Annotated in this window: 24 protein-coding genes and 1 tRNA gene; 13 read left to right on the forward strand and 12 right to left on the reverse strand. The window is 31.7% G+C overall.

The features are described 5' to 3' along the window. Positions 1-48: 48 nt before the first annotated feature. From BD847_RS04985 to BD847_RS05025, 9 genes are all read left to right on the forward strand, one after another. Positions 49-381, forward strand: coding sequence for a translation initiation factor (locus BD847_RS04985; protein ID WP_115887146.1), 333 nt, complete (start codon positions 49-51; stop codon positions 379-381). Positions 382-477: 96 nt separating this feature from the next. After that, on the forward strand, positions 478-1,347 hold the full coding sequence (locus tag BD847_RS04990; protein WP_115887147.1) for a nucleoside phosphorylase: 870 nt from the start codon (positions 478-480) through the stop codon (positions 1,345-1,347). Positions 1,348-1,382: 35 nt separating this feature from the next. After that, positions 1,383-1,823 carry a DinB family protein gene (locus tag BD847_RS04995; RefSeq protein WP_115887148.1) on the forward strand — a complete coding sequence of 147 codons (441 nt, stop codon included), beginning with the start codon at positions 1,383-1,385 and terminating at the stop codon, positions 1,821-1,823. Between the two features lie 4 nt (positions 1,824-1,827). Continuing rightward, positions 1,828-2,220 (forward strand): VOC family protein, encoded by a 393-nt coding sequence (locus BD847_RS05000; RefSeq protein ID WP_115887149.1) that lies wholly within the window; start codon positions 1,828-1,830, stop codon positions 2,218-2,220. Beyond that, positions 2,220-2,693, forward strand: a complete 474-nt coding sequence (locus BD847_RS05005; protein WP_115887150.1) for a DUF4265 domain-containing protein — start codon at positions 2,220-2,222, stop codon at positions 2,691-2,693. The genes BD847_RS05000 and BD847_RS05005 overlap by 1 nt, the downstream gene beginning before the upstream one ends. Before the next feature lie 68 nt (positions 2,694-2,761). After that, complete coding sequence (locus tag BD847_RS05010) at positions 2,762-3,613, forward strand: substrate-binding domain-containing protein (protein ID WP_115887151.1); 852 nt, start codon at positions 2,762-2,764, stop codon at positions 3,611-3,613. An 18-nt stretch (positions 3,614-3,631) separates the two neighbouring features. Beyond that, positions 3,632-4,564, forward strand: a complete 933-nt coding sequence (locus BD847_RS05015) for a transglutaminase (RefSeq protein WP_115887152.1) — start codon at positions 3,632-3,634, stop codon at positions 4,562-4,564. Positions 4,565-4,789: 225 nt separating this feature from the next. Then, positions 4,790-5,164: a hypothetical protein gene (locus tag BD847_RS05020; protein WP_115887153.1), complete on the forward strand. Its 375-nt coding sequence runs from the start codon at positions 4,790-4,792 to the stop codon at positions 5,162-5,164. Between the two features lie 114 nt (positions 5,165-5,278). Beyond that, a complete protein-coding gene (locus BD847_RS05025) occupies positions 5,279-6,334 on the forward strand; it encodes a linear amide C-N hydrolase (RefSeq protein ID WP_115887154.1) in 1,056 nt (351 codons plus the stop codon). 44 nt (positions 6,335-6,378) lie between these two features. Here BD847_RS05025 and BD847_RS05030 read toward each other — a convergent pair whose 3' ends face one another. Both BD847_RS05030 and BD847_RS05035 read right to left on the reverse strand, forming a co-directional pair. Then, positions 6,379-7,827, reverse strand: coding sequence for a glycosyltransferase (locus BD847_RS05030; protein WP_115887155.1), 1,449 nt, complete (start codon positions 7,825-7,827; stop codon positions 6,379-6,381). Positions 7,828-8,130: 303 nt separating this feature from the next. After that, the gene (locus BD847_RS05035; RefSeq protein ID WP_115887156.1) at positions 8,131-8,574 is read right to left on the reverse strand and encodes a PepSY-like domain-containing protein; all 444 of its coding nucleotides are present in this window, start codon (positions 8,572-8,574) and stop codon (positions 8,131-8,133) included. A gap of 134 nt (positions 8,575-8,708) precedes the next feature. On the opposite strand from BD847_RS05035, the gene BD847_RS05040 reads away from it, so the two are divergent. The 4 genes from BD847_RS05040 to BD847_RS05055 all read left to right on the forward strand — a co-directional run bounded on the left by BD847_RS05040 (position 8,709) and on the right by BD847_RS05055 (position 11,974). Continuing rightward, complete coding sequence (locus BD847_RS05040) at positions 8,709-9,125, forward strand: VOC family protein (protein ID WP_115887157.1); 417 nt, start codon at positions 8,709-8,711, stop codon at positions 9,123-9,125. A gap of 31 nt (positions 9,126-9,156) precedes the next feature. Continuing rightward, positions 9,157-9,699: a helix-turn-helix domain-containing protein gene (locus BD847_RS05045; RefSeq protein ID WP_115887158.1), complete on the forward strand. Its 543-nt coding sequence runs from the start codon at positions 9,157-9,159 to the stop codon at positions 9,697-9,699. Positions 9,700-9,786: 87 nt separating this feature from the next. After that, entirely contained in the window at positions 9,787-10,728 is a 942-nt protein-coding gene (locus BD847_RS05050; protein WP_115887359.1) for a hypothetical protein, read from the forward strand. Positions 10,729-10,873: 145 nt separating this feature from the next. After that, the gene (locus BD847_RS05055) at positions 10,874-11,974 is read left to right on the forward strand and encodes an acyltransferase family protein (protein ID WP_115887159.1); all 1,101 of its coding nucleotides are present in this window, start codon (positions 10,874-10,876) and stop codon (positions 11,972-11,974) included. Positions 11,975-12,155: 181 nt separating this feature from the next. Here the strand turns inward: BD847_RS05055 and BD847_RS05060 are convergent, their stop codons facing one another. The 10 genes from BD847_RS05060 to BD847_RS05110 all read right to left on the reverse strand — a co-directional run bounded on the left by BD847_RS05060 (position 12,156) and on the right by BD847_RS05110 (position 22,108). Then, positions 12,156-13,319 (reverse strand): chromate transporter, encoded by a 1,164-nt coding sequence (locus BD847_RS05060; RefSeq protein WP_115887360.1) that lies wholly within the window; start codon positions 13,317-13,319, stop codon positions 12,156-12,158. Between the two features lies 1 nt (position 13,320). Next, the gene (locus BD847_RS05065; protein WP_115887160.1) at positions 13,321-13,818 is read right to left on the reverse strand and encodes a hypothetical protein; all 498 of its coding nucleotides are present in this window, start codon (positions 13,816-13,818) and stop codon (positions 13,321-13,323) included. A 59-nt stretch (positions 13,819-13,877) separates the two neighbouring features. Beyond that, positions 13,878-14,744: a chromate resistance protein ChrB domain-containing protein gene (locus BD847_RS05070; RefSeq protein WP_115887161.1), complete on the reverse strand. Its 867-nt coding sequence runs from the start codon at positions 14,742-14,744 to the stop codon at positions 13,878-13,880. Between the two features lie 186 nt (positions 14,745-14,930). After that, a complete protein-coding gene (locus BD847_RS05075; protein WP_115887162.1) occupies positions 14,931-16,085 on the reverse strand; it encodes an outer membrane protein assembly factor BamB family protein in 1,155 nt (384 codons plus the stop codon). A 189-nt stretch (positions 16,086-16,274) separates the two neighbouring features. After that, entirely contained in the window at positions 16,275-16,943 is a 669-nt protein-coding gene (locus BD847_RS05080; protein WP_244201557.1) for a GNAT family N-acetyltransferase, read from the reverse strand. 545 nt (positions 16,944-17,488) lie between these two features. Further along, positions 17,489-17,929: a putative quinol monooxygenase gene (locus BD847_RS05085; protein WP_244201558.1), complete on the reverse strand. Its 441-nt coding sequence runs from the start codon at positions 17,927-17,929 to the stop codon at positions 17,489-17,491. Positions 17,930-18,264: 335 nt separating this feature from the next. Beyond that, complete coding sequence (locus tag BD847_RS05090; protein WP_115887163.1) at positions 18,265-18,846, reverse strand: RNA polymerase sigma factor; 582 nt, start codon at positions 18,844-18,846, stop codon at positions 18,265-18,267. 198 nt (positions 18,847-19,044) lie between these two features. Next, entirely contained in the window at positions 19,045-20,160 is a 1,116-nt protein-coding gene (locus tag BD847_RS05100) for a nuclear transport factor 2 family protein (RefSeq protein WP_115887165.1), read from the reverse strand. 261 nt (positions 20,161-20,421) lie between these two features. Further along, positions 20,422-21,726, reverse strand: coding sequence for a M20/M25/M40 family metallo-hydrolase (locus tag BD847_RS05105; RefSeq protein WP_115887166.1), 1,305 nt, complete (start codon positions 21,724-21,726; stop codon positions 20,422-20,424). A 304-nt stretch (positions 21,727-22,030) separates the two neighbouring features. Continuing rightward, positions 22,031-22,108, reverse strand: a tRNA-Val gene (locus tag BD847_RS05110). Positions 22,109-22,154: the final 46 nt, after the last annotated feature.

The following is a 22,154-nucleotide window of genomic DNA, read 5'->3' on the forward strand; positions in this document are numbered from 1 at the left end:
TTTTAAATACTTTTATAGTTGGAATTTGTTTTTTAGAATAAAAAATTTATGGACTTTAAAGATCAATTAAAAAACTTATTTCCGGATCATATCGAATCAAATGAACCGGAAGAAATTCAGGAGCAGGATCATGTTCTTTACATTCAGAAAGAACCAATGATTTGCAAATTTGAAAAAAGAAAAGGAAAACCAACCACTATTATCGAAGGTTACGAAGGATCTGATGAAGATTTTAAAGTTTTAGCCAAAGAAATCAAAACTAAATTGAGTGTGGGCGGTACTTTTAAAGATGCGTCAATTATCATTCAGGGCGATTATCGTGATAAAATAATGGCCATTCTAAAAGAAAAAGGATTTAAAACGAAACGTGTAGGCGGTTAAAAAAAAGTTTAAAGTTTAACGTTTCAGGTTTCAAGTTATGAGAATCTGAAAAAAACTCAGAATCTTAGCCGCTCATTACCTTAGCATCTTAAAAATATGATACAAAATTCAGAATTAATACTAAATCCGGATGGAAGTGTTTACCACTTAAACCTTCTTCCTGAGCATATAGCAAATGATATAATTTTTGTTGGAGATCAAAATCGAGTTGAAAAAATCACTCAGTTTTTTGATTCAATCGAATTTTCTACTCAAAAAAGAGAATTCAAAACCCAAACGGGAATTTATAAAGGCAAGAGGATTTCAGTAATGTCAACCGGAATTGGGCCTGATAATATTGATATTGTCGTAAATGAATTGGATGCCTTGGTTAATATCGACTTAAAAACGCGTCAGCCAAAAGAAGTTTTGACTTCTTTGAATATTATCAGAATTGGAACTTCGGGTTCTTTGCAGGCAGATATTCCTGTAGATAGTTTTGTAATGTCGAAGTTCGGACTTGGATTGGATAATATGCTTCGCTCCTATTTAATAGATGAAGTTTCGAATGTAGCAATCGAAGACGCTTTTATAGCACACACCAATTGGGATATCCGAAAAGGAAAACCTTATGCAATTGCATGTTCAGAAAAATTAGAAAAGATTATTGAGTCGGATAAAATTTTTAAAGGAATTACAGCAACAGCCGGAGGATTTTATGGACCGCAAGGAAGAGTTTTACGTCTCAATATTCAAGATGAAGAATTGAACAATAAAATGGACAATTTTGATTTTGATGGTAATAGAATTACCAATTTAGAAATGGAAACTGCTGCAATTTATGGTCTTTCTTCGCTTTTAGGTCATAATGCATTATCTTTAAATGCTATTATAGCCAATCGAGCTTCGGGAACTTTCAGTGAAGATCCTTACAAAGCGGTTGATGAATTAATTGCTTACACATTGAATAAGCTGGCAAATAGTTAATTAGATAATTTGTTAATCAGGAAATTAGATAATTTATGCATGATGCAATTCTTAAGTTTGAGAAAATATTGAATGAGAATGTTTCTTATTTTCCAGTATTGAATAATGAGATTTTAGAAGCAAAAGTTCCTGGAAAGTGGTCTAAAAAAGAAATTCTGGGGCATTTAGTAGATTCTGCACTTCATAATTTGGTTCGATTTACAGAAATTAATTATGCTGAAAAACCATATCAACACAGACCATACAATCAAATAGATTTGGTAAATTTGAATGATTATCAATCAATGGATATTAATGAATTAATACAATTATGGTTTGTGCTAAACAAGCAAATTGTACGAATTATGAAATCTGTTGATGATGAAGTTTTAGATTATAAAATTGTTTTAAGTGATAAAACAGTAATTGATTTAAAATTTCTTATGACCGATTATGTTGAGCATTTAGAACATCATGTCAATCAAATAAAATCTTAAGATTATGTTTTTACGAGTTGCACGTCACACCAATAATTTGCAGGAAATTGAAAATTTTTATGTTGATGTTTTAGGATTTGAGAGATTAGGCGGTTTTGAGAATCACAATAATTATGATGGTGTTTTTATTGGAAAATCAGGTTTAGACTGGCATTTCGAATTTACACAATCTGACGTACAAACAAAACATTCCTTTGATGAGGATGATATAACTGTCCTTTATCCAAAAACAGTTGAAAATTATAATGAATTGATTAAAAAGGTAATACATTACGGTATTTCGATAATTGAATCAACTAATCCGTTTTGGAATGAAAACGGAAAAATGATTCAGGATCCAGATGGATATCGTATTGTTATATCACCATTAAAAGCTGTAATAAGCGAAATAGAATAATGCAGGAAACACACACAAAAATATTATTTAAATACTACAGCGACTTATTAGAAGAAAATGTTGTAGAAACCATGTGGGCAGAAATAGTTGACTTAGAGAAAGGTCTCTTTAAACTGGATAATATTCCTTTTTTTGGCCCTTTGATTGCTACAGATGATTTGTTTTATGCCGAATATGATGAAAATGAGAAACGCTTGGTTTACAGAGAAACTATTGAAAGTTTCGGAAATTCGATTATTCAGGTTGTAATCTTAGAAAAGGGATTCGATAAAGAAATTATCAGAGAAAAATTAAGCGCTATAAACTGTTTATCAGAAGGGTTAAATGAAACCTTATTTGCCGTTGAAGTAATGAGAGATGTTGATTATTCACTGGTTAAGAACATTTTGAGCGAATATGAATCGCAGGATATTATCGACTTTGCCGAACCATGTCTTTCAGACAAACATCGCGCGGATCTATTAAAAAATTAAAAAAACAGACAGACAATCAGACAAATATAATACGCATACCCAACTTAAACTTAACTTAAACTTATTCTATGAAAACCGTAAAAATTGTTGGTGTTCCCGAACACTTCAATTTGCCATGGCATCTATGCATTGAAAATGGCGAATTCGAAGCAGAAAATATTGATTTGCAATGGAAAAATATTCCTGAAGGTACCGGGAAAATGTGTCAGATGCTCCGTGATGGCGAAGCAGATATGGCGGTGATCCTTACAGAAGGAATCGTAAAAGATATTGTGGCTGGAAATCCTAGTAAAATTGTTCAGATTTATGTGCAGTCGCCTTTAATCTGGGGAATCCACGTTGCTGAAAAATCAGATTTTCATACAATTAAAGATTTAAAAAATAAAAAAGTAGCGATTTCAAGAGTTGGATCCGGTTCACAATTAATGGCTTATGTAAATGCCAGCGAGCAAGGTTGGGAAACAGAAGATTTACAGTTTGAAATCATAAACACAATTGATGGTGCGGTTGATGCATTGACAAATGGTACTGCAGATTATTTTATGTGGGAGCGTTTCATGACCAAACCACTTGTAGATAAAGGTGTTTTTAGACGTGTTGGAGATTGCCCTACTCCATGGCCTTCATTTGTGATCACAGTTAGGGATGAGTTTCTAAAAAAGAACCCAAAAACCGTTGAAAAAGTTCTTGAAATCATAAATAAAACAACCAATAATTTTACACAAATTCCAGAAATCGATAAAACTCTGGCTGATTTGTTCGATCAAAAAGTAGAAGACATTCAGGAATGGTTAAAATTAACGCAATGGTCTCAGAAAAATCTTAATGAAAAGGCATTTATCAAAATTCAAAATCAACTTTTTGATCTGGGAATTATTGATAAAAAAAGTACTTTTGTTGAAACAGTAAAAGCGCTTTAAAAACTGCTTTTGATTCTTATGATGAAATTCCCAAAAATTGACTTTCCGCGATTAAAATCCAAATTACAGGTGAAATCACCTTGGGATAGGATTATTATTTCGTTGTTGAGTCTTTTAATTACAATCCCAATTTTCATCATTCTGCATCAAAATTTACGAGATTTAAACTGGTCTTTCAATTTAGACAGGGTTTTTATATTCATTTTTGTTTTCGCAGCAATTTTCTTTTTGTTGATGTTGTTGAGAACCATTATAATTTTATGTGTTGCAGTTTACCTTTTGGTATTATTTTATGGTACAGTTATCGGAAACTATGGCTTTAGTGAGATCTCAGAAGATTATAATTCAATGATTTATACCATGTCGGATAATCCTTTTCCGCAGGATATAATTGTGGCAAAACTGCTTCCGTTTCCAAATAAATCAAAAATTATAAATGCTATTGAATATCAAAATCCTAAAGTGCGAAATTTTGCTATAATGGCGACAACAAAGCATTTTAAAGGAATTAGAGGATACTCAGATTATCGTACTACCATTCAGTGTTTTGCTGTTTTTAAAGAAATTAACAGTCGCTGGAATTATGTAAACGATCCCAAAGAAGGAGATTATATTGCAACAGCTAGTGAATCGCTTGAATATTTTTCTGGTGATTGTGATGATCATTCAATTTTAATGGCAGCTGCAATACGATCTATTGGCGGTACACCAAGGCTTATTCATACAAAAGGACATATTTATCCTGAAATTCTAATTGGATCATTAATTGATTTAGAGAAAGTGAATTATCTTATAAAAAATGTTCTTTTTACGAAAGAAAGTTACGGCAAAAAGATTCATTATCATATTGACGAACGTGGTCAGGTTTGGATGAATCTCGATTATACCGCCACATATCCAGGCGGACCATTTTTATATGAAGAAATTTTAGGGGAATTGACACTTAAGTAAAAAATAGTTTTGTTTTTTACTTTGCTGATCAATTATAAAACTACTTTTTAACTGAAAAGGCTTGATTTTTATAGGTTTTTTATAATCAGATGATTATGAAATAATTCCTGTTTTCTGTTCATTTTGCTTTCATATATTAATGTAATTATAAATATTTGACTACAAACGTTTTAAGTGTTATTTTTTTTTGTAACTTTTCCTGTCTAATTTTTTAATCACTGAATTATGAAAAAATCTAAATTATTTATCTTCGGAATTTTATTATCAGCAGTATTAATTCTTTCATGCAACAAAGCAAAAAGAAATGAGTTAGTAAATTCTTGGAAAGTTACAAATGTTGAAGCAAACAAAAAGCCGCTTTCTGATTCATTGAAGAATATAATTCTTACTAACGGCCAATTAACTTTTACTGAAGATGGGCATGTAACAGGATTTTTATTAAGAGAAATGACAGATGGTACTTATGCTTTAACTAAAAAAGGAAAAAGCCTTGTAATTAAAGATGAAACTGGTACACCATGGCCTTGTGTGAGCACCATTACCAAGGACGAACTAATTTTGGAAGCAGAAGAAGTTAAATTGACTCTCAAAAAGATTTGATTTTGTTTTGCTGAAAATACAAACATAACCACATAAAAAGAATAAAAAAAACTCCAAAGTAATCTCAAATTTTGGAGTTTTTTATTTTAATAGTAACTGAAAATTACATTAGTTATGAAATCAAAATTTAAAAATTTCTTTCTTTTAGCTTTATTTTGTTTACTACATTTTAGTGCGACAAGTTTTGCCTGTACAAGAGTAGTTTATCAAGGTCCAAACGGAACTGTTCTTACGGCTCGTTCTATGGACTGGAGAGGTGAAATTCCAGCAAATCTATGGGTTCTTCCCAGAGGAATGGACCGATTTGGAGAAGCTGGAAATAATTCAGTAAAATGGAAGGCAAAATACGGAAGTGTCGTAACAAGTTCCTGGGATATTGCATCTTCTGACGGAATGAATGAAAAAGGTTTGGTTGGAAATCTTCTTTGGCTGGCTGAGTCGACTTATCCGCAGTTTGAAAAGAATAGTAGTGCAAAAGGATTGGCTGTTTCTTTGTGGCTTCAGTATGTATTGGATAATTTTTCTACAGTTTCGGAAGTAGTAAATGCCTTAAGTAAAAATGAATTTACAGTTACTTCTTCTCATATTCCAGGAACAGATATTTTTGCGACAGTACATTTGTCCGTTTCCGACGCATCAGGAGATAATGCCATTTTTGAATATATAAATGGGAAATTAGTGATTCATCATGATCGAAAATATGTTGCAATGACCAACTCTCCTATTTTTGATGAACAGCTTGCTATAAATACTTATTGGAAAGGAATTCCCGGAACTATCATGCTACCAGGAACCAATAGAGCCGCTGACCGATTTGTAAGAGCTCATTATTATATTGACGCAATTCCTAAAACAGATAATATAAGAACGGCACTTGCCAGTGTTTTTGGTGTAATTAGAAATTGTTCTGTTCCGCTTGGAATTTCTTCGCCAACAGAGCCTAATATTTCTTCGACAAGATGGAGAACTGTTGCCGATCAAAAGAATCTTATTTATTATTTTGACAATGTATTAAATCCAAATGTTGTCTGGGTTGAGTTTAGTAAATTAGATTTTAGCGAAAAAGCCAAGGTGAAAAAACTAAGTCTGGCTAATAACGAAAACTATTCGGGAGAATCCTCTGCAGGATTTGTGATAACACCGCCTTTTAAATTTGCCGGACTAGACTAATAAAAACAAAACCCCGAAGAAACTTCTTCGGGGTTTTGTTTTTATTATAATCCGCGTGTAAGCCATCCTTTTTTATTGGCTGTAGCAATTGCATAAGGTGTAATCCAGAACAAGCTAAAGGTGTAAAAAATACTATATGAATAAGCCCAGAAAGCTTCTGATAAACTATATCTTTTTGCATAAAATAATACTGAAAAACTCGAAACAATAAATATGCTTAAAAGTGTTGAGCTAAAGAATAATACAGGATGAACAGCTATAAAAAACAGCATAAACAATAAGAACGGATATGCCATTATAATTCGCAACGACTGATTTAAGAATAATAATCTTGCACCAAATTTTGATTCGTTTCTAAAATCCTTAAAAACATACTGTGCCATCATGATGTTTTCACGCACATTGCTTCTACCCCATCTGATGAACATTTTGTATAATCCTTTATATTCTTCTGGTACATTTGTCAAGACGTAAGCATTTCTCTGAAATAAAACATGTAATCCCTGTTTTAAGATCATATTTGTCATTGCTCGGTCCTCGCCAATATCTGAAGGTTGCCCCATAAAAGTTTGGTTGATCCATTCCGGAAGACATGCAAATACAGCGTCTTTTCGGTAAGCAGCCGCTGCGCCAGGAGTACAAAGAACAGAACCAAGCATACTTTCTGCAGAACGCATGAATTCGAAACTCATTACAAAACTTACATTTAGCATTTTTGGAAGTAACGCCTTTTTGTTATTCAAAACATGAACATTTCCTGCAACTGCACCACATTTTTTGTCTACTACAAAGGGACTTACAAGATTTCTTAAAGTATCTTTTTTAACGATTGAGTCACTGTCTACTGTTACGAATATTTCACCAGTTCCAAGTTCGAATCCGCGGTATAGTGCATGACGTTTTCCTTTGTTTTCAGGTTGCTGAAAAATAGTTAAGCGATCACCTAATTTTAGTTTTGCTTGTTGCATCCAGTACCAGGTATCGTCTTTACTTCCATCGTCAATTGCTAATAATTGTATTTTGTGTTCCGGGAAATCGCTTTCGGCAAGACTAAGTAATGTATCCCAAACCAGTTTTCCTTCATTGTAAGCGGGCACAATTACGGTACAAGTTGGCAATAAATCATCACTTACGGATTCAATTGGTTTATAGCGGAAATATAAATACAGATTGTATAAAAAAGATCCTGTTTGAAAAAAGAACAGCATTGCTGTAAATACTAGAAATGGCAATCCCCAAGCTGAATTTATTCGGTCTAGCTGAAACTGATCAAAGTCGGATTGTAGCGTGTAGACTAAAAATGCGCCACCTAACATTAATAGAAAAGAGCCTGAAAGAACCAAACGCCCAAAAGAGCTTGTCTGTTTTTCTATCGCTTTTTTGGCTGAAGTATTGGTAACATTAAAATTGGAATTATTATGTATTTTCTCTTTTGCGTTGAGACTGTTGTTCGAAGTATAAAATTGTTCTGAGATAATTGTTTCACTTTTCATTATGGCTATTGCTTTTATCGTAAAATGGCTTTTATTTTAAATTTATTCTCTGTTTTCGAAATCATTTTATTGTGCCATAAAAACACAACAAAGACAATTCGATACAGATTTGATAGTATCCCATTTTACAAGCCTCGTGCCAATTGGAGTTAGAATTGATTATGAGTGATTTAGTAAATTCACTCCATAAAAAAAGTGTATAAAGTTTATACACCTGTGAAAAGTTTACCCTGAAATTTAAGAAATAAGCCTTTAAAATCGGTTGAATTTAAAGGCTTAACAAAGTAGAATTTGAGTTATAGTTTATTCAAGTTTGTTCTTTTTATCCTTTAGAATTTTTCCATCTTTAGTAAATTCTAAATCAATTTTGTTTGTTAAGTCAACATCGAGATCTTTATGGCCATAATCGATGTGAGTTATTTTTTCATTGGGATAGTGTTTGGCTACATAATCCTTAATTTCTTTAGGAATAAATTCTGTCGGAATTGGTTTGTCATCGCCGTCTACTTCTCTGTACGAACCATCTTTCCAAAATTCGACCTCAGTTCCATCTTTAAGAATTACCTCATATCCTTTTTCGCCATGTTCAGCATCCTTCTTTGCTATATCAACGGAAGTATGATTAAAATATTGTTTAAGAAATTGTTGAGATTCTTTTGGAAGCTCCGAAACGGCAATTTTTTTCTGCGCGTTGACCGTCAGTGCTAAACTTAGCGCTAATGTTGAAATAATTATTTTTGCTTTCATGATTTGCCTTTTTTAATATCGTATCTAGCTAATTTACAATAACTAAAGTTGCATTCAAATCAATTTAAGAAAGCTTTAGTTTTTTACAAAAGGCTTTTTTTAGTACTTTTAAATTTTAATTCATTGAAGAAGTCATGGAAGATCAAAGTAAACAAACAGCAAATAATACCGAAGTAACTCCAAAAGTTACTGGGATTGGCGGTATTTTCTTTTTTTCGGATAATCCAAAAGAAACCAGAGAATGGTACGCCAAAAATCTTGGAATTGAAGTAAATGACTGGGGATCTACTTTTGAATCGAGAAACATTGATAATCCTGATGTAAAAGAGGCGCTTCAATGGAGTCCGTTTAAAAAAGATGATACTTATTTTGCTCCGTCAAAAAAGGATTTTATGATTAACTATCGTGTTCAGAATATCGAAGGTTTGATTGATCAGCTGAAAAAGAACGGAGTTACGGTTTTAGATGAAATTGCAACTTACGATTACGGAAAATTTGTCCATATTATGGATGCAGATGGTAATAAAATCGAATTTTGGGAACCAATTTAGAAATAGAACTATATATATTAAAAAGTAAAAAATGAAAACAAAAGTTCAATTATTGAGAGAAGAAAAACATCTTACTCAGACTGAACTTGCTCAGGAATCTGGGCTTTCTTTACGAACGATTCAGCGAATTGAAGCAGGTAATATTCCGAAAGGGTTTACACTCAAAACACTTGCAAAATCATTAAATACGGAACCCGAAAATCTAATTGCGACAAATGATAATTGGAGTATAATTGCACGTGTCAAATTAATTAATATTTCCGTTTTATCGTCGCTTATCCTTCCGTTTGGGAATATTATTTTTCCCGCAATTTTAACTTATAAAACAAAAGAACCAGAAGCCAAAGAATTGGGTAGAAACATTATAAGTTTTCAGATTATTTACTCTTTTATACTTGCGACTTTATTAATTGTAAGTCCTTTTATCCAAAAAGCTTTTTCTATACAATTTCCTCTTTTTTTAGTTGTTTTAGTTGTTCTTAAAAGTATTAATGTCTTTATAATTGTAAAGAATAGTGCTAGTTTGAATCAAAAATCAACTTTGTACATTAAATTGAAAAACAGCTTTTTATAATTATTGTCACGCAATTGACGTAAAATTGTCATATTGTTTTTTACTGCATTTTCAGATACAATTCCGAATCTTGCACAAAAAAATGTGATGAAAATAATTAAGAAAATTGTGTTGGTCTTTGTGGCTGTTTTTATTATGGCTTCAGTTGGTGGCTATTTGTATTTTGATAGAAAATTTACACCACCCGAGAATTACCTGAAGGTTTCCGGAATGACCAAAAAATTGCCTTTTAAATGGGCTTCCGACGAAGAAAATAGTTATGCTGCGATGCTTTTGCCAATTAGAATAAAAGGTATTGATAAAACTTTTTATATGCAGCTGGATTCCGGTTCGCAAAGCACCGTTTTTTATAAAAAATCACTAGAATCGATTCAGAAAAAGTTTCCAAAACAATTGAATTTCAACGAAAGTTTAAATGAAATTTCTCTCGTTTTTAATTTAAAGGACATGACTGTTTCTTCTGAAAGTTTTGAACTCCTCGACTACGGAAATAATGTAGATTTTGAAACCCCTAACACAGAGAATATCATTGGAACAATTGGAACTGATTTGTTTGAAAAAAGAAAAGTAGAAATTGATTTTAAAAATAAAAGAATTTCCCTTTTAGAAAAAATCGACGATAAAGGTTTCTCTATATTCGAATTTAAAAAACGAAAAATAATTTTTCCGATGATTATAGACAATCAAAAAATGAAACTTCTATATGATTCAGGAACAAGTGGATATGAATTAATTGTAAATAAAGAAAAGTGGATTCTTTATAAAAGTAAAAAAGACAAAATTAAAAAAGAGAATGGAAATTCTTGGGGAACTGTATTAAGCGTATTCACTGCGCCCGCAACTAAAAACATAGAGTTTGGGAATCTAAAACTGCAGCTTTCAGAAATAACATATATCGAAGGCACTTCAGAATTGCAAAAAATGCTCATGAAGCGCTCAGGAATGCAGGGAATGATGGGAAATAAGCTCTTACTCAATCATAAACTTATTTTGGATTGTAAAAACGAGAAATTCAAAATTGAGAATTAAATGAAAGAAGTTGTTAAGTCTTTAAATCTGTTGTTAAAATCTTGTTATCCTGATTTTGTTTTAAGTATTTATTTGTATAATTTGCGGCGCCGGCAAAATAGTTGGCGGTCTTTATTAACTTAACCTTATTTGCATTAAAAATTAAATGGATACTACCGAACCCCAAACCACTACAACAATTTTACAAACCAAACAACATTTTGAAATATTAGACGGATTGCGAGGCGTTGCAGCATTAGCTGTTGTCGTTTTCCATTTTATGGAATGGGTTTTTACTGATCCAAGCAAAAATTTTATCGGACATGGTTTTTTGGCCGTTGATTTTTTCTTTTGCCTTTCCGGATTTGTAATCGGTTATGCTTATGATGATCGTATTGCAAAAATGGGACTTCGAAACTTTTTTATTGCGAGGATTATCAGATTACATCCGTTGGTAATTGCGGGATCAATTTTAGGTCTTTTGGCTTTTCTTTTTGATCCGTTTGGGGGACATCTTGAATTGTATAGCGCAGGAAAAATCTTTGTAACTTTTATTTGTTCACTATTCCTTATTCCCTTGCCTATAATTGAAGATCGTGGTTTTAATAATTTTAGTTTCAATGCACCGGCGTGGTCATTGTTTTGGGAATATATTGCTAATATCGTTTATGCATTTGTACTTTACAGAGTTGGGCGTAATTATTTGAGATTACTTACTTTGGTAGCTGCAATTGCACTTTGTTATGTGGCTTACACATCTGGAAATTTATTAGGTGGCTGGAGCGGACCAACTTTTTGGGATGGATTTGCACGTATATCTTATTCTTTTTTAGCTGGTTTACTTATTTATCGTTCGAACTGGATTATTAAAAATAATCTTGGTTTTATTGGTCTGGCTGTATTATTGTTTTTAGCTTTCGTAATGCCTTTTTCAGAATGGAACTGGATTTCAGAACCGTTAATTGTATTGTTTTATTTTCCATTATTGGTTGCTTTAGGTGCTGGAGCAAAATTAAATGATGGATTTAAGAACATTTGTGTGTTTTCTGGAAATATTTCTTATCCATTGTACATGACGCATTACGCTGTATTGTGGATGTTTGGAAATTATTACACGACACACAAAGTATCAACTTCTGAGTTAACTTTTATTGTTATTATATCGACGATTCTTCTGGTCGGATTTGCTTATTTGGTGATGAAACTTTATGATATTCCGTTAAGGAAATATCTAACAGATAAATGGCGCAGTAAAATAGCAAAGTAAAATAATTGATTTTTGCGCGTTCAAAGAACTCGTTTAAACTCTCAAAAACTTCTTAAGAAATTAAGGAGTTTTTTTTATTTATTTGGTTTCTTACTTTTTATTAAAGCAAGGATTTTATTGAAGTAGATATGCATAGAAACTAAGTTTTATCAGAAAAAATAATTTGGAATTATTTTCTTGACTAAATCAGTTTTATAAATATTCCTATTATGCCAGCAATTAGAATTATGTATGGTTCCTGAAGTTTTTTATAATAAAGAAGTGCCATAATGGTTAAAATCGCAATTAAAGTGGTAGGTATATCAATAATACTTCTTGTTGCTATAACAATTACAGAGCCAACTAAAGCACCAATAACAACAGCTGTTATGCCATCAACAAACGCCTTAACTGATTTATTATCGGCAATTTTCTTAAAATAAGGAGCCAATATAATTGTAAAGAGATAACACGGTAGAAAAGTTGCTAAAGCAGCTGTGAAAGCACCAAAAAAGCCACTAACTAAATATCCTATAAATCCAACGGTTATTACCACTGGTCCGGGTGTAATCATTGCTACGGCAACTGAATCAATGAATTGTTGTTCAGTCAGCCAATTATTTTCTTTCACTACACCGGAGTGCAAAAAAGGAACAATAGCTAATCCGCTTCCAAAAACAAAAGCTCCTGCTTTAGCGAAAAAAACAGCCAATTTGAAAAGTGTTGATTCTTCTGAATTCAACAAACCAAATTGAAATAAAACTAAGAAGTTTGTTGTTTTAAAACTCCACCACTTTGGAGGAGCCTTGAAAATCATGTATAAAAGCCCAGCAAAAATAAATAGTAACACTTGCTCCGTTTCGGTTATAAACGTTACGATAACGGCTGAGATAAAAAACATCCAAAGCAACCATTTCGATTTTAGAGATTCGAAGTTTAATTTACCAATAGATTTCAAAGTCAGCTTATACGAACTTAATGCTATAATACCAACCACTGAAGCGCCAATGCCATAAAATACAGCCTGAATCCATGCCAAGCCACCATATGATTTATAAACAATGCCAAGTAGCACTACCATTATAAAAGACGGTACAATAAACGCAAAGCCAACCAAGGTTGCTCCTAAAAAACTGTAATGAACAAATCCTAAATAAATTCCTAATTGCGCTGCGAGTGGCCCTGGTGCTAATTGTGCCAAAGCTAATCCTTGTTTGTATTCTTCCTCGGTTATCCATTTACGATCTTCTACTAAATCCTTGTGCATATAGCCAACTAAAGCAACAGGGCCTCCAAAACCTGTAGTTCCTAGTTTTAGAAAATAAAGTGTTAAATGTAGTAAACTGTATGTTGGTTTTGTTTTCATTTTAAAAAGCAATTCCAAACTGAAAACCAATTGTAAAAGTTGCAGGATGATCATTACCAAAACGAACTGGCAAAGGAACAGCGGCGTAATAACTACAACTACTCCTTTTAAAAACGGTTTTATTAAAAACGGGTGTAAATCCGTATCTTCCGCTTGTTTCAAATGCAGCTCTTCCGGCAAATGTGTAGCCATTTCCTAATGCAACCAAAACTCCGGGATGAAATAATAAATTAGTTACTTTGTCAGTTCCGTTATCGTCTTTTATATTTGGAACCATTTCAAAAGAAAACCCTATTTTTTGACTTTTCCAAATGTTAATTCCCGTTGGAAAACCTACAGCATAATAATCTCTAAAATTTACTGTCGTTTCATCACTGCTGAAGGTAACGATTGGATGCATTATACCAAAATACCCTGTTATTTTAGGGTAAGTAGTTTGGGCTGAAATGTTTATACTTGATAGTAATACGGCAAAGAAAAAAGTTAATTTTAAATACATTGCTTTAGTTTTATTTATGACAGCAAAACTAAAAGTCAATAAAGCTTTAAAATAGAATCTTATTTACCTTTTGTATCTGGATTACTTTTTTTATTCTTTTTTCGATAAGACGAAGGATTTTTGCCTGTATGCGATTTAAAAATTCTCGTAAAATGACTTTGATCTGAAAATCCGGTCATGTAGGCAATTTCGGTTAAGGAATGTGAAGAGTTTGAAATGAGACTAATTGCTTTTTCAATTCGTAATTTTCTCACGTATTCTCCAAAATTTAAATCTTCAAAATGTTTTGAAAATTCCCTCGATAAATAGGACGGATTTAAATCTAATTCAGATGAAATTTTCTTTAAATCAAATGCAAATTGAGCATCAATCTGATCCTGAATTATTTCTTTTAGACCTTGAACCCAAGCAGGTGTTTTAGTTCCGGATTTTTTGTCTTTGAGAAACTTATTATAAACTTCATGAAGTAAGTTTTCAAAAGGGCTATTCTGCAAATGATTTTGTCTGTAAAGATGCGTAGCCCAGCTATATAACGCATCGTACATAATCATTCCTGTTTCCAAAAGTTTATAATCGTCGGTGATATTATAAGAAAGTCCAGCTGAAATCGCCCAAAGTCCTGCGGATTCTTTTGCAATATCATGTCTGTCGGTATCTGCGCCACGCACAATTCCAGCTATAATTGAAATGGCGGGATCGTCGATTTCATATTTTTTTACAATGTAGTCAAAAGTGCTTTGATCTTCATAATGCGTAAATTCAACATCTGGAATATCAAATGGTGTTGCATTTAATTCTTTTGCTTTTTCTAAAACTTGATTAAACGGAACATAAATGAATTCAGCTTCACTGTCAACAAACTTTTTTATTAGCCATGGACAAGCGATTCGGTCAATTTTTGGTCGTTCTCTGGTAATCCATTTCATTTTCTAAATCTTTAGGGTTTTGTTTTTCAAATCTAATGAAATCATTTGGTTTCAAAGATTTGTTATAATTGATTCAAGTACTTAGGTTGTTTGTGGCGAGAATTAAATTAATTTTCAATCAGTACAAGCATTTAATTGTAAAAAACAAAAAATAAGCCTTCTCAAAAATTTTGAGAAGGCTTTTTTTTACTGTCTTATTATTTTCAAATAAGCGCTGTAAACATCATCTTTAAGTGAAGTACGCATATAATACATGTCTTCGTCTTTTGTATTCAAATCAAATTTAATTAAACCTGCATCGCAATAATAAAATATCGTATCGTCAACAGGAAATTCAATATTTGAGATAGGCATTGTTGTAAGTTTTAATTCAAATGCTATTTCGCCATTTGTAATATCAATTTGGAAAAGCTTTTTCTTGCGTGTATATCCCCAAATATTATCACTATCCTCTGTTATGTATTCGATGTTATCATCATTAAAATCCCTTTTCCATATCTGAGTTCCAGTTTTTGAATCTACGGCATATAATGTAGAAACTGTAGTTCCTTGCGCTGCAAAATATATTTTTTTGTCTTTGCAGAAGATGCGTTCCTTCACATTAAACTGATTTTCATCAAATTTAAATTGCCATAAAATATCTAATTTATCAGGGCTTAACGCATACAACACATCTTTTTCATTTGCTATAAATATATTTTCACCATCAGTTACAGGTTTTCCATACATTGGTACATCAAAGCTTTTTTGGTTGAGAACCTTTCCTGTATTGGCATCAAAACTATAAAGGCTAGAAGCACTTTGAGCAAAAATTTTGTTATTGAAGTAGAGAACCGGAATATCATTATTTGTAGATTCCAGCTTATAGCTCCAGGCTAAACTTCCATCTTTTATATTTAGTGCATATAGGTTGCCATTTTGAGCAGTTATATACAGTTTTCCATTATTTATAATTGGAGTTTGGTTTTTCAGTATAATTTGATCGGTACTATTACTTAATCTTGATTTCCAAAATACATCTCCGGTTTGGTTATCAATTGCGAAGATTTCTCCATTAATAAACGGAACATATACAACGCCATCATGCAACGTTACCATATTGGCGCACATTTCAGTAAAAGAATCCGTTGCTTTTACAGTCCAGCCAATTTGTTCAGATTCTAAATCATACGAAAAAAGAGATCCGTCATAATCATAAATTAGAATTGAAGCTTCATCTAAAGGGACTTTTTTAATTGGTTTTAGGACTTTGTTGGAAACGGCATCATTAAATACAGATGTTTGTCCAAAAATATTTATAACTGTTAGCAGAAATAAAAGAGATATTAGGTTTTTCTTCATTTTAAGATTTGGGTTTGATGATTTGATTTATTTGTTCGGCAATAAATTTGTCAAACAAATAAATTTCTATGTCAAATATAATTAAAATGTTTTACAGGTTATTAGTTCTTTATCTTGTGAATTATAATCTTTATTAGCTTTGATTTGCTGCACTTGTTGGTAGGAATAGTATATTGCAGAATGTCTATATCAAATGTCTGTAGAATTTTGTTTAGGATCAAAAAGCATTGCGGTACATAAACAATTTTTTCTTTCTTTACTCATTAGTATTGGGCAGTTTACGCAAGATTTACAACTCTCCCAAAACATTTCATCAGCAGGAAGTTCATTGAAAGTAACTGGCTCAAATCCAAGTTCATGATTCATTTTCATAACGGCCAGACCTGAAGTTAAACTGAATATACGAGCTTCAGGATACAGTTCACGGCTCAACTCAAAAATTTTTCTTTTAATTTTTTTTGCAAGCCCGGTATGTCTAAATTCAGGAGCTACAATTAATCCGGAGTTTGAAACATATTTATCGTTCTCCCAAGAAGAAATAAAGGAAAAACCGGCCCATCGCCCATCTGACGCAAAAGCGATTACGGCCTCACCTTTTTTCATTTTTGTTTCAAGCAACTCTGGAGAACGTGCTGAAATACCGATTCCTCGTGCTATGGCAGAAGACAATGTTACCTCGCAGATTTCTCTAATCCAGAAAGTGTGAGCAGATCTGGCTTTTTCAATAGTAAATTCAACTAATTCCTCTGCATCTTTGACAGCAGAAGATATTGTTCTGTTTCGAAAAGAACCGGAATAGAAAAAGTTTTTATTTGATAAGTTTATTTTAGAATCTATTATGGGGTCAATAATTTTCATAATTGTTTAATTATATGGTGAGGAAATACCAAGTAAAAGTTTCAAATTGGCCTATACTATTTGAGAGATTAGCAAAACCGCAATAAAGAAAACGATCGTAAATACCATTAAGTTGATAAAGCGATCTTTATTTTGCATAGATTTTTTTGATACATATAGCTTTGTAATTTCCTTGTTTCTGGTTTTATTTGTTTTCATATTTTTTTTTAATTGATATTAGTCTGGATTAGTAATAATGTTATGACGTTAAAAGCAAAAAAACGTTCTTGCCTCTAAATCTATACTTCTCGAATTGATTCATCGATTAAAAACAAATGATATGCCATAACAAAGAAAATTAATCAAATTATTGATTATCAATTAATTGTAAATAAAGTAGATTTTTTTTGTTTTAAAACAGTATCAAAATGATAGGATCCACTATTCAAAATGAAAGGGATATTGAAGATTGCTAAACGGAAAAGTGATAAAATAGCAAATATATTGCCGAAGAATACTTCTAGTTATTTAGACGATTTTTGAAAGAGGGATATACCGTAGTCGATTTATTCCTTCATTTTCATAAACAATAATTTCATTGATTCTGGATCAATTGCATTCATATCGATCAATTTTAATGATTTCACCATTTTAAGCGTGCTTGTTTTATATTTTAAAAAATGTGGTGTTTTTAAATGTGATTGATAAGCATTGTGATCCGCATAAATTTCTAATATTTTAACTTGAGTAGAATCGTTTTTTTGGTACATTGGAAAAATTGCCAATACACCGTGTTCCAATTTTACTGAAGCTGAAGATTCTTCTTTTAAAATGGCTTTGTATTCGGATAGATATTTAGGGAAGATTTCGATTTCCGCTACACGAACCATCATATCTTTTTTTTGAGCGAATATATTACTGTGAGTAAAAAACAAAGACGCAAATGTTAGATAAAAGAATATGGTTTTTGAAAAACTGTTTTGAAAAATATTGGAAGACTGTTTCATTTATCAATTCAATTTAGCTTTATTAATTTTTCGATATTGATTTAAATTACAAACAGCCTTAAAAGTATGAAAAAAATATAATGTTATTTGTTTTGGCAACGTTAGAAATGCTTTCCTTTATGCAATATTATAAATCAAAGTGAATCAAATGGATTAAGCGGTTTTTACATCTTAACATTCCGTATGATTAGAAAAGATAAACATTTGGACAAAACTTAGTCTAAAAGGACGAAAACTCTTTTTTTAAAATTATAGAAAAGGAAATTTTAGCTTGGAAGCATTAGTTTGAAAAGTTTAGCGCTATAGCAATAAAGATAAATGCGCGACACCAAGTTTTAGTTTAAGATAATCTTATTTTTTTCGATAATTTTTCTCAAATTAGTTATTGCATAACGCATTCTGCCCAATGCAGTGTTTATACTAATTTTCTTCTCTTCAGATATTTCTTTAAAACTCATATTACAATATAATCGCATTATTAGTATTTCTTTTTGGTCATCTACAAGTTCTTCCAAGAGTTTTTTCAAATCAATTTCAAGCTGGTCGATAATGATTTTGCTTTCAATATTTAGTGAATTATCAGACATAATAGAAAAAATGGAAAATTGATCATTGTCTCTCAGCATCGGCATTCGATTTGTTTTGCGAAAATGATCAACAATCAAATTGTGCGAAATTCTCATAACCCAAGAGAGAAATTTTTCTTCTTCTTTATAAGAATTGCTTTTAAGGGTTTTAATTACTTTAATAAAAGTATCTTGAAAAATATCATTTGTAATGTCTTTATCCTTAATCTTTGAGAATATAAAACCATATATTCTGGATTCATGTCTTTTGATTAATTTTGAAAGAGCAGCTTCATTGCCATCTATGTATTTTTTTACAAGTAAAGAATCAGGAATATTCATATCGACCATAATATCAAATTTTTAATTTTTGGAACCGCAAAATTAAAAGTGAACTGGTTATATTCTTTTGCCTGTAAAGACTTTAAAGTATTAAAATAAGATTTTTTAGCAATGAAGATTTTAAAATTATCTTTTTTAGTAGATAACGCTCTATAGTGTTGATTTGCAATCGATATATGTAATGTATTGATGGTTAATGAAAAAAAACTAATTACTTCTTTCAATCAGTTCAATTATTTTTAAAGCAACACCATTTGAGGATTGAAAGTTTTGTCCCGTAACAATTCGGGCATCTTGTTCAACATAAGATTCATTTCGCTTTGAGAATTTAAACTTCCCTCCCCTTTCTTCTATTGTTTTCTGAATTAAGAAGGGAAAGTGTTTGAAATATTTGCCATCTTGTTTTTCAAAAGAATCCGGATAACCACTTATTTTTTTCCCTTCAACTAAGAACTTTCCATTTTTAGTTTTCAAGTTAACAATACCTGCTGTTCCATGACATACCGAAGAAATGATGCCGTTATTATCTTCATAAACTTGCATAGTGATATGTTGAATATCTTGATTTTCAGGAACGTCATACATTGCGCTTCCGCCTCCTATATAATGAACAGCTTTATATTTTTTATAATCAATTTCTTTGGGACTCACAGTATTCTTTATGGCATACATAAAATCTTCGTTATACAAATATTGCTTTTGCAAATTATCAGAAGTATTGATATAGGCTAAAGGAATAGCGCCTCCCTTTGGACTTACAAAATCAACCGTATAACCGGAATTTATAAAAGTATCGTAGGCGTTTACAATTTCTGCAAAACTATTGCCTGTTGAAATTGTGGAATTTCCGTAATAATTGGCATTGGAAACAATGAATAGTATTTTCTTCCCTGATTTATTACTTGCTTTGCTGCTTGCCGCTTTGCTAATTATTTTCCATTCACCCTGAATTTTTTTAAGCAAAAACATATCCATAAATTCTTGTTTTTTTTCAGGTATGAGAATTTCTGCTTTCGCTAAAGCGATATCATTAAAATATTCTATAGAGATAATTTTGCCTACACGGCCGTTAAATTCTCCTTTATTTCCTTTTTGAAACCAGGTAACATATTCTGAACTTGGAACTATCCATAAAGGTTTTTCTTTGTGACTTAAAAACAGATTGGCCTCAGGATAAAAAGCCTTGCTAATATTCTCGGGTTTATTGTAAGATGTGCCTTCAATATAATTTTGAATACAAATCTCAATCAGAGATTGCTCGGATTGTGAAAAAGATAAATTTGATAGTAATGCAAATAGTATTGCGAAAAAGATTTTTCTCATAAACTTTGAATTTTAAATGATTTAAAAAATGTTTTTCAAAACTATATCGATTAACTTTTAAATCATTCCATGTTTATGATATCAGGAGTACGGATTTATAATTTCGGAGTTTTTTTTTCTTATAATTCAGAAAATACAATGTCTGTAATCATGCTTCGTTATTAAGTAACCTCTTTCATTGGTTGTATTATCAAACAATAAAAAAGCGCTGAAAAATCAATTGTTTTCAGCGCTTTTATGATTCTTTATAATTTATTGAAGTTATTTCAGTTGAGTAGTATTTACTCTTGTCGGTGTATCTTTTCCACTAATAATCGAAGAAGAACTTAATGCAATTGATTTTATTATTTGAGTCATGTTATCAATATCCAACGTTTCAAACTCATCATCGGCTGTGTGATACGTTAGCTCATTATCCATTTTTGAAGTAGAAATGGTATGAGCAGGAACTCCAAGTCTGGCTAAAGTAGCGTTGTCTGAGCGATAAAATAATTGTTGGTCTGGATAAGGATCTGCATAAAATGTAAAATTTGTTCCTGTTAAATTAGTTTGTAAAATCTGCCCCATATTCGACTTTTCGAAGCCTGTAATATAAGCAGAGTTTTTACCCCATTTAGATTCTGTTCCAATCATTTCAATATTGAACATCGCAATCACTTGTTCTGGCGCAAGCTGTTTAGAAAAATATTTGGCTCCATAACCACCTATTTCTTCAGCCACAAATGTGGTGAAAATAATAGTTCGCTCGTTGTTGTTCTGCTTTTTAAAATATTTCGCAAGCATAATTACTGCTGTTGTTCCAGCGGCATCATCATTAGCGCCATTATAAATAGAGTCATTTGCAGGATGTGGAGCGCCTTCTTCGGGAGCGCCTACTCCTAAATGATCATAATGCCCTGAAAAAATCACATACTCATTTGGTTTAGTTTTTCCAGGTAATATTCCAACAACATTATTCAATGTTTTTTTGGAGATTGTATTCGTTAATTCAACAGAAAAAGTGGTTGCTTCTGTGGTACCAAAAACAAACATAATTGTATTGTTTCCTGGAGTAGCAGTTATTCTTTCGATATGTTTAATATTTGGTAAAACATTATCAAATGAAGAATCAACTAGTACCAAAAGATTTTTCGGACTTTTATAATATTCATTAAATTTCTCGCCAATGTTATCTCCTTTATTGATTTTTACAATAGAAATGTCGCTTTTTTCAGTTAAAGAAACTTGAGGAAGGTAGGAGAATGTTACAATTTGATTATTATTTATTTCTTTGCCATCAATAGTAATTTTTGAAGAAACAGCTTCAGAGGCAGTCATTGAAAATTCTTGTTTATAATTCGTTGCTGCATTGAAAGTTTGCAGGCCAATTTTTTTAAACTCTGATTCTATAAACGCTGATGCTTTATCAATACCGGGAGTAAAAGTTCTCCTACCCTGCATGTCATCAGCCGAAAGTATTTTCTCGATACGAGTTACTTCTTTGTTCGTGATAATTTTATCAATCGATTGTCCATTTACATTAAGACATTGACTTAGAACAAATATACTTACAATGATTTTTTTCATATTTTACTTTTATAAATAACATTTTGATTGAACCAAAAGTACGCTAATTATCTGCAAAACTTGGTGCGAGTAAAAAAAATAATTGAAAAAACTGAGGTGTTTTAACTTTCGAGATGTATCCCTTTCGGTCATTTGAGTCTCTAATGAATCTCATCCTTTTTTATTATAAGAAACGACTCTTTCTTCTAAAGTGGGCTTTTGGAACTGATCGCTAATCCTTGTTGTAATTTATTTAAATATCGGATTGTATAGTATTAGAAAAAAGGCGTATAAAAAAAACTCCTTAATTTCTTAAGGAGTTTCTTGGTGGGCGATGAGGGGTTCGAACCCCCGACCCCCTCGGTGTAAACGAGGTGCTCTGAACCAGCTGAGCTAATCGCCCTATTTTATTAGGTTGCTATCATTTCGTGATTGCGAGTGCAAATATA

The sequence above is a fragment of the Flavobacterium cutihirudinis genome (assembly GCF_003385895.1).
GTDB classification, from domain to species: Bacteria; Bacteroidota; Bacteroidia; order Flavobacteriales; family Flavobacteriaceae; genus Flavobacterium; species Flavobacterium cutihirudinis.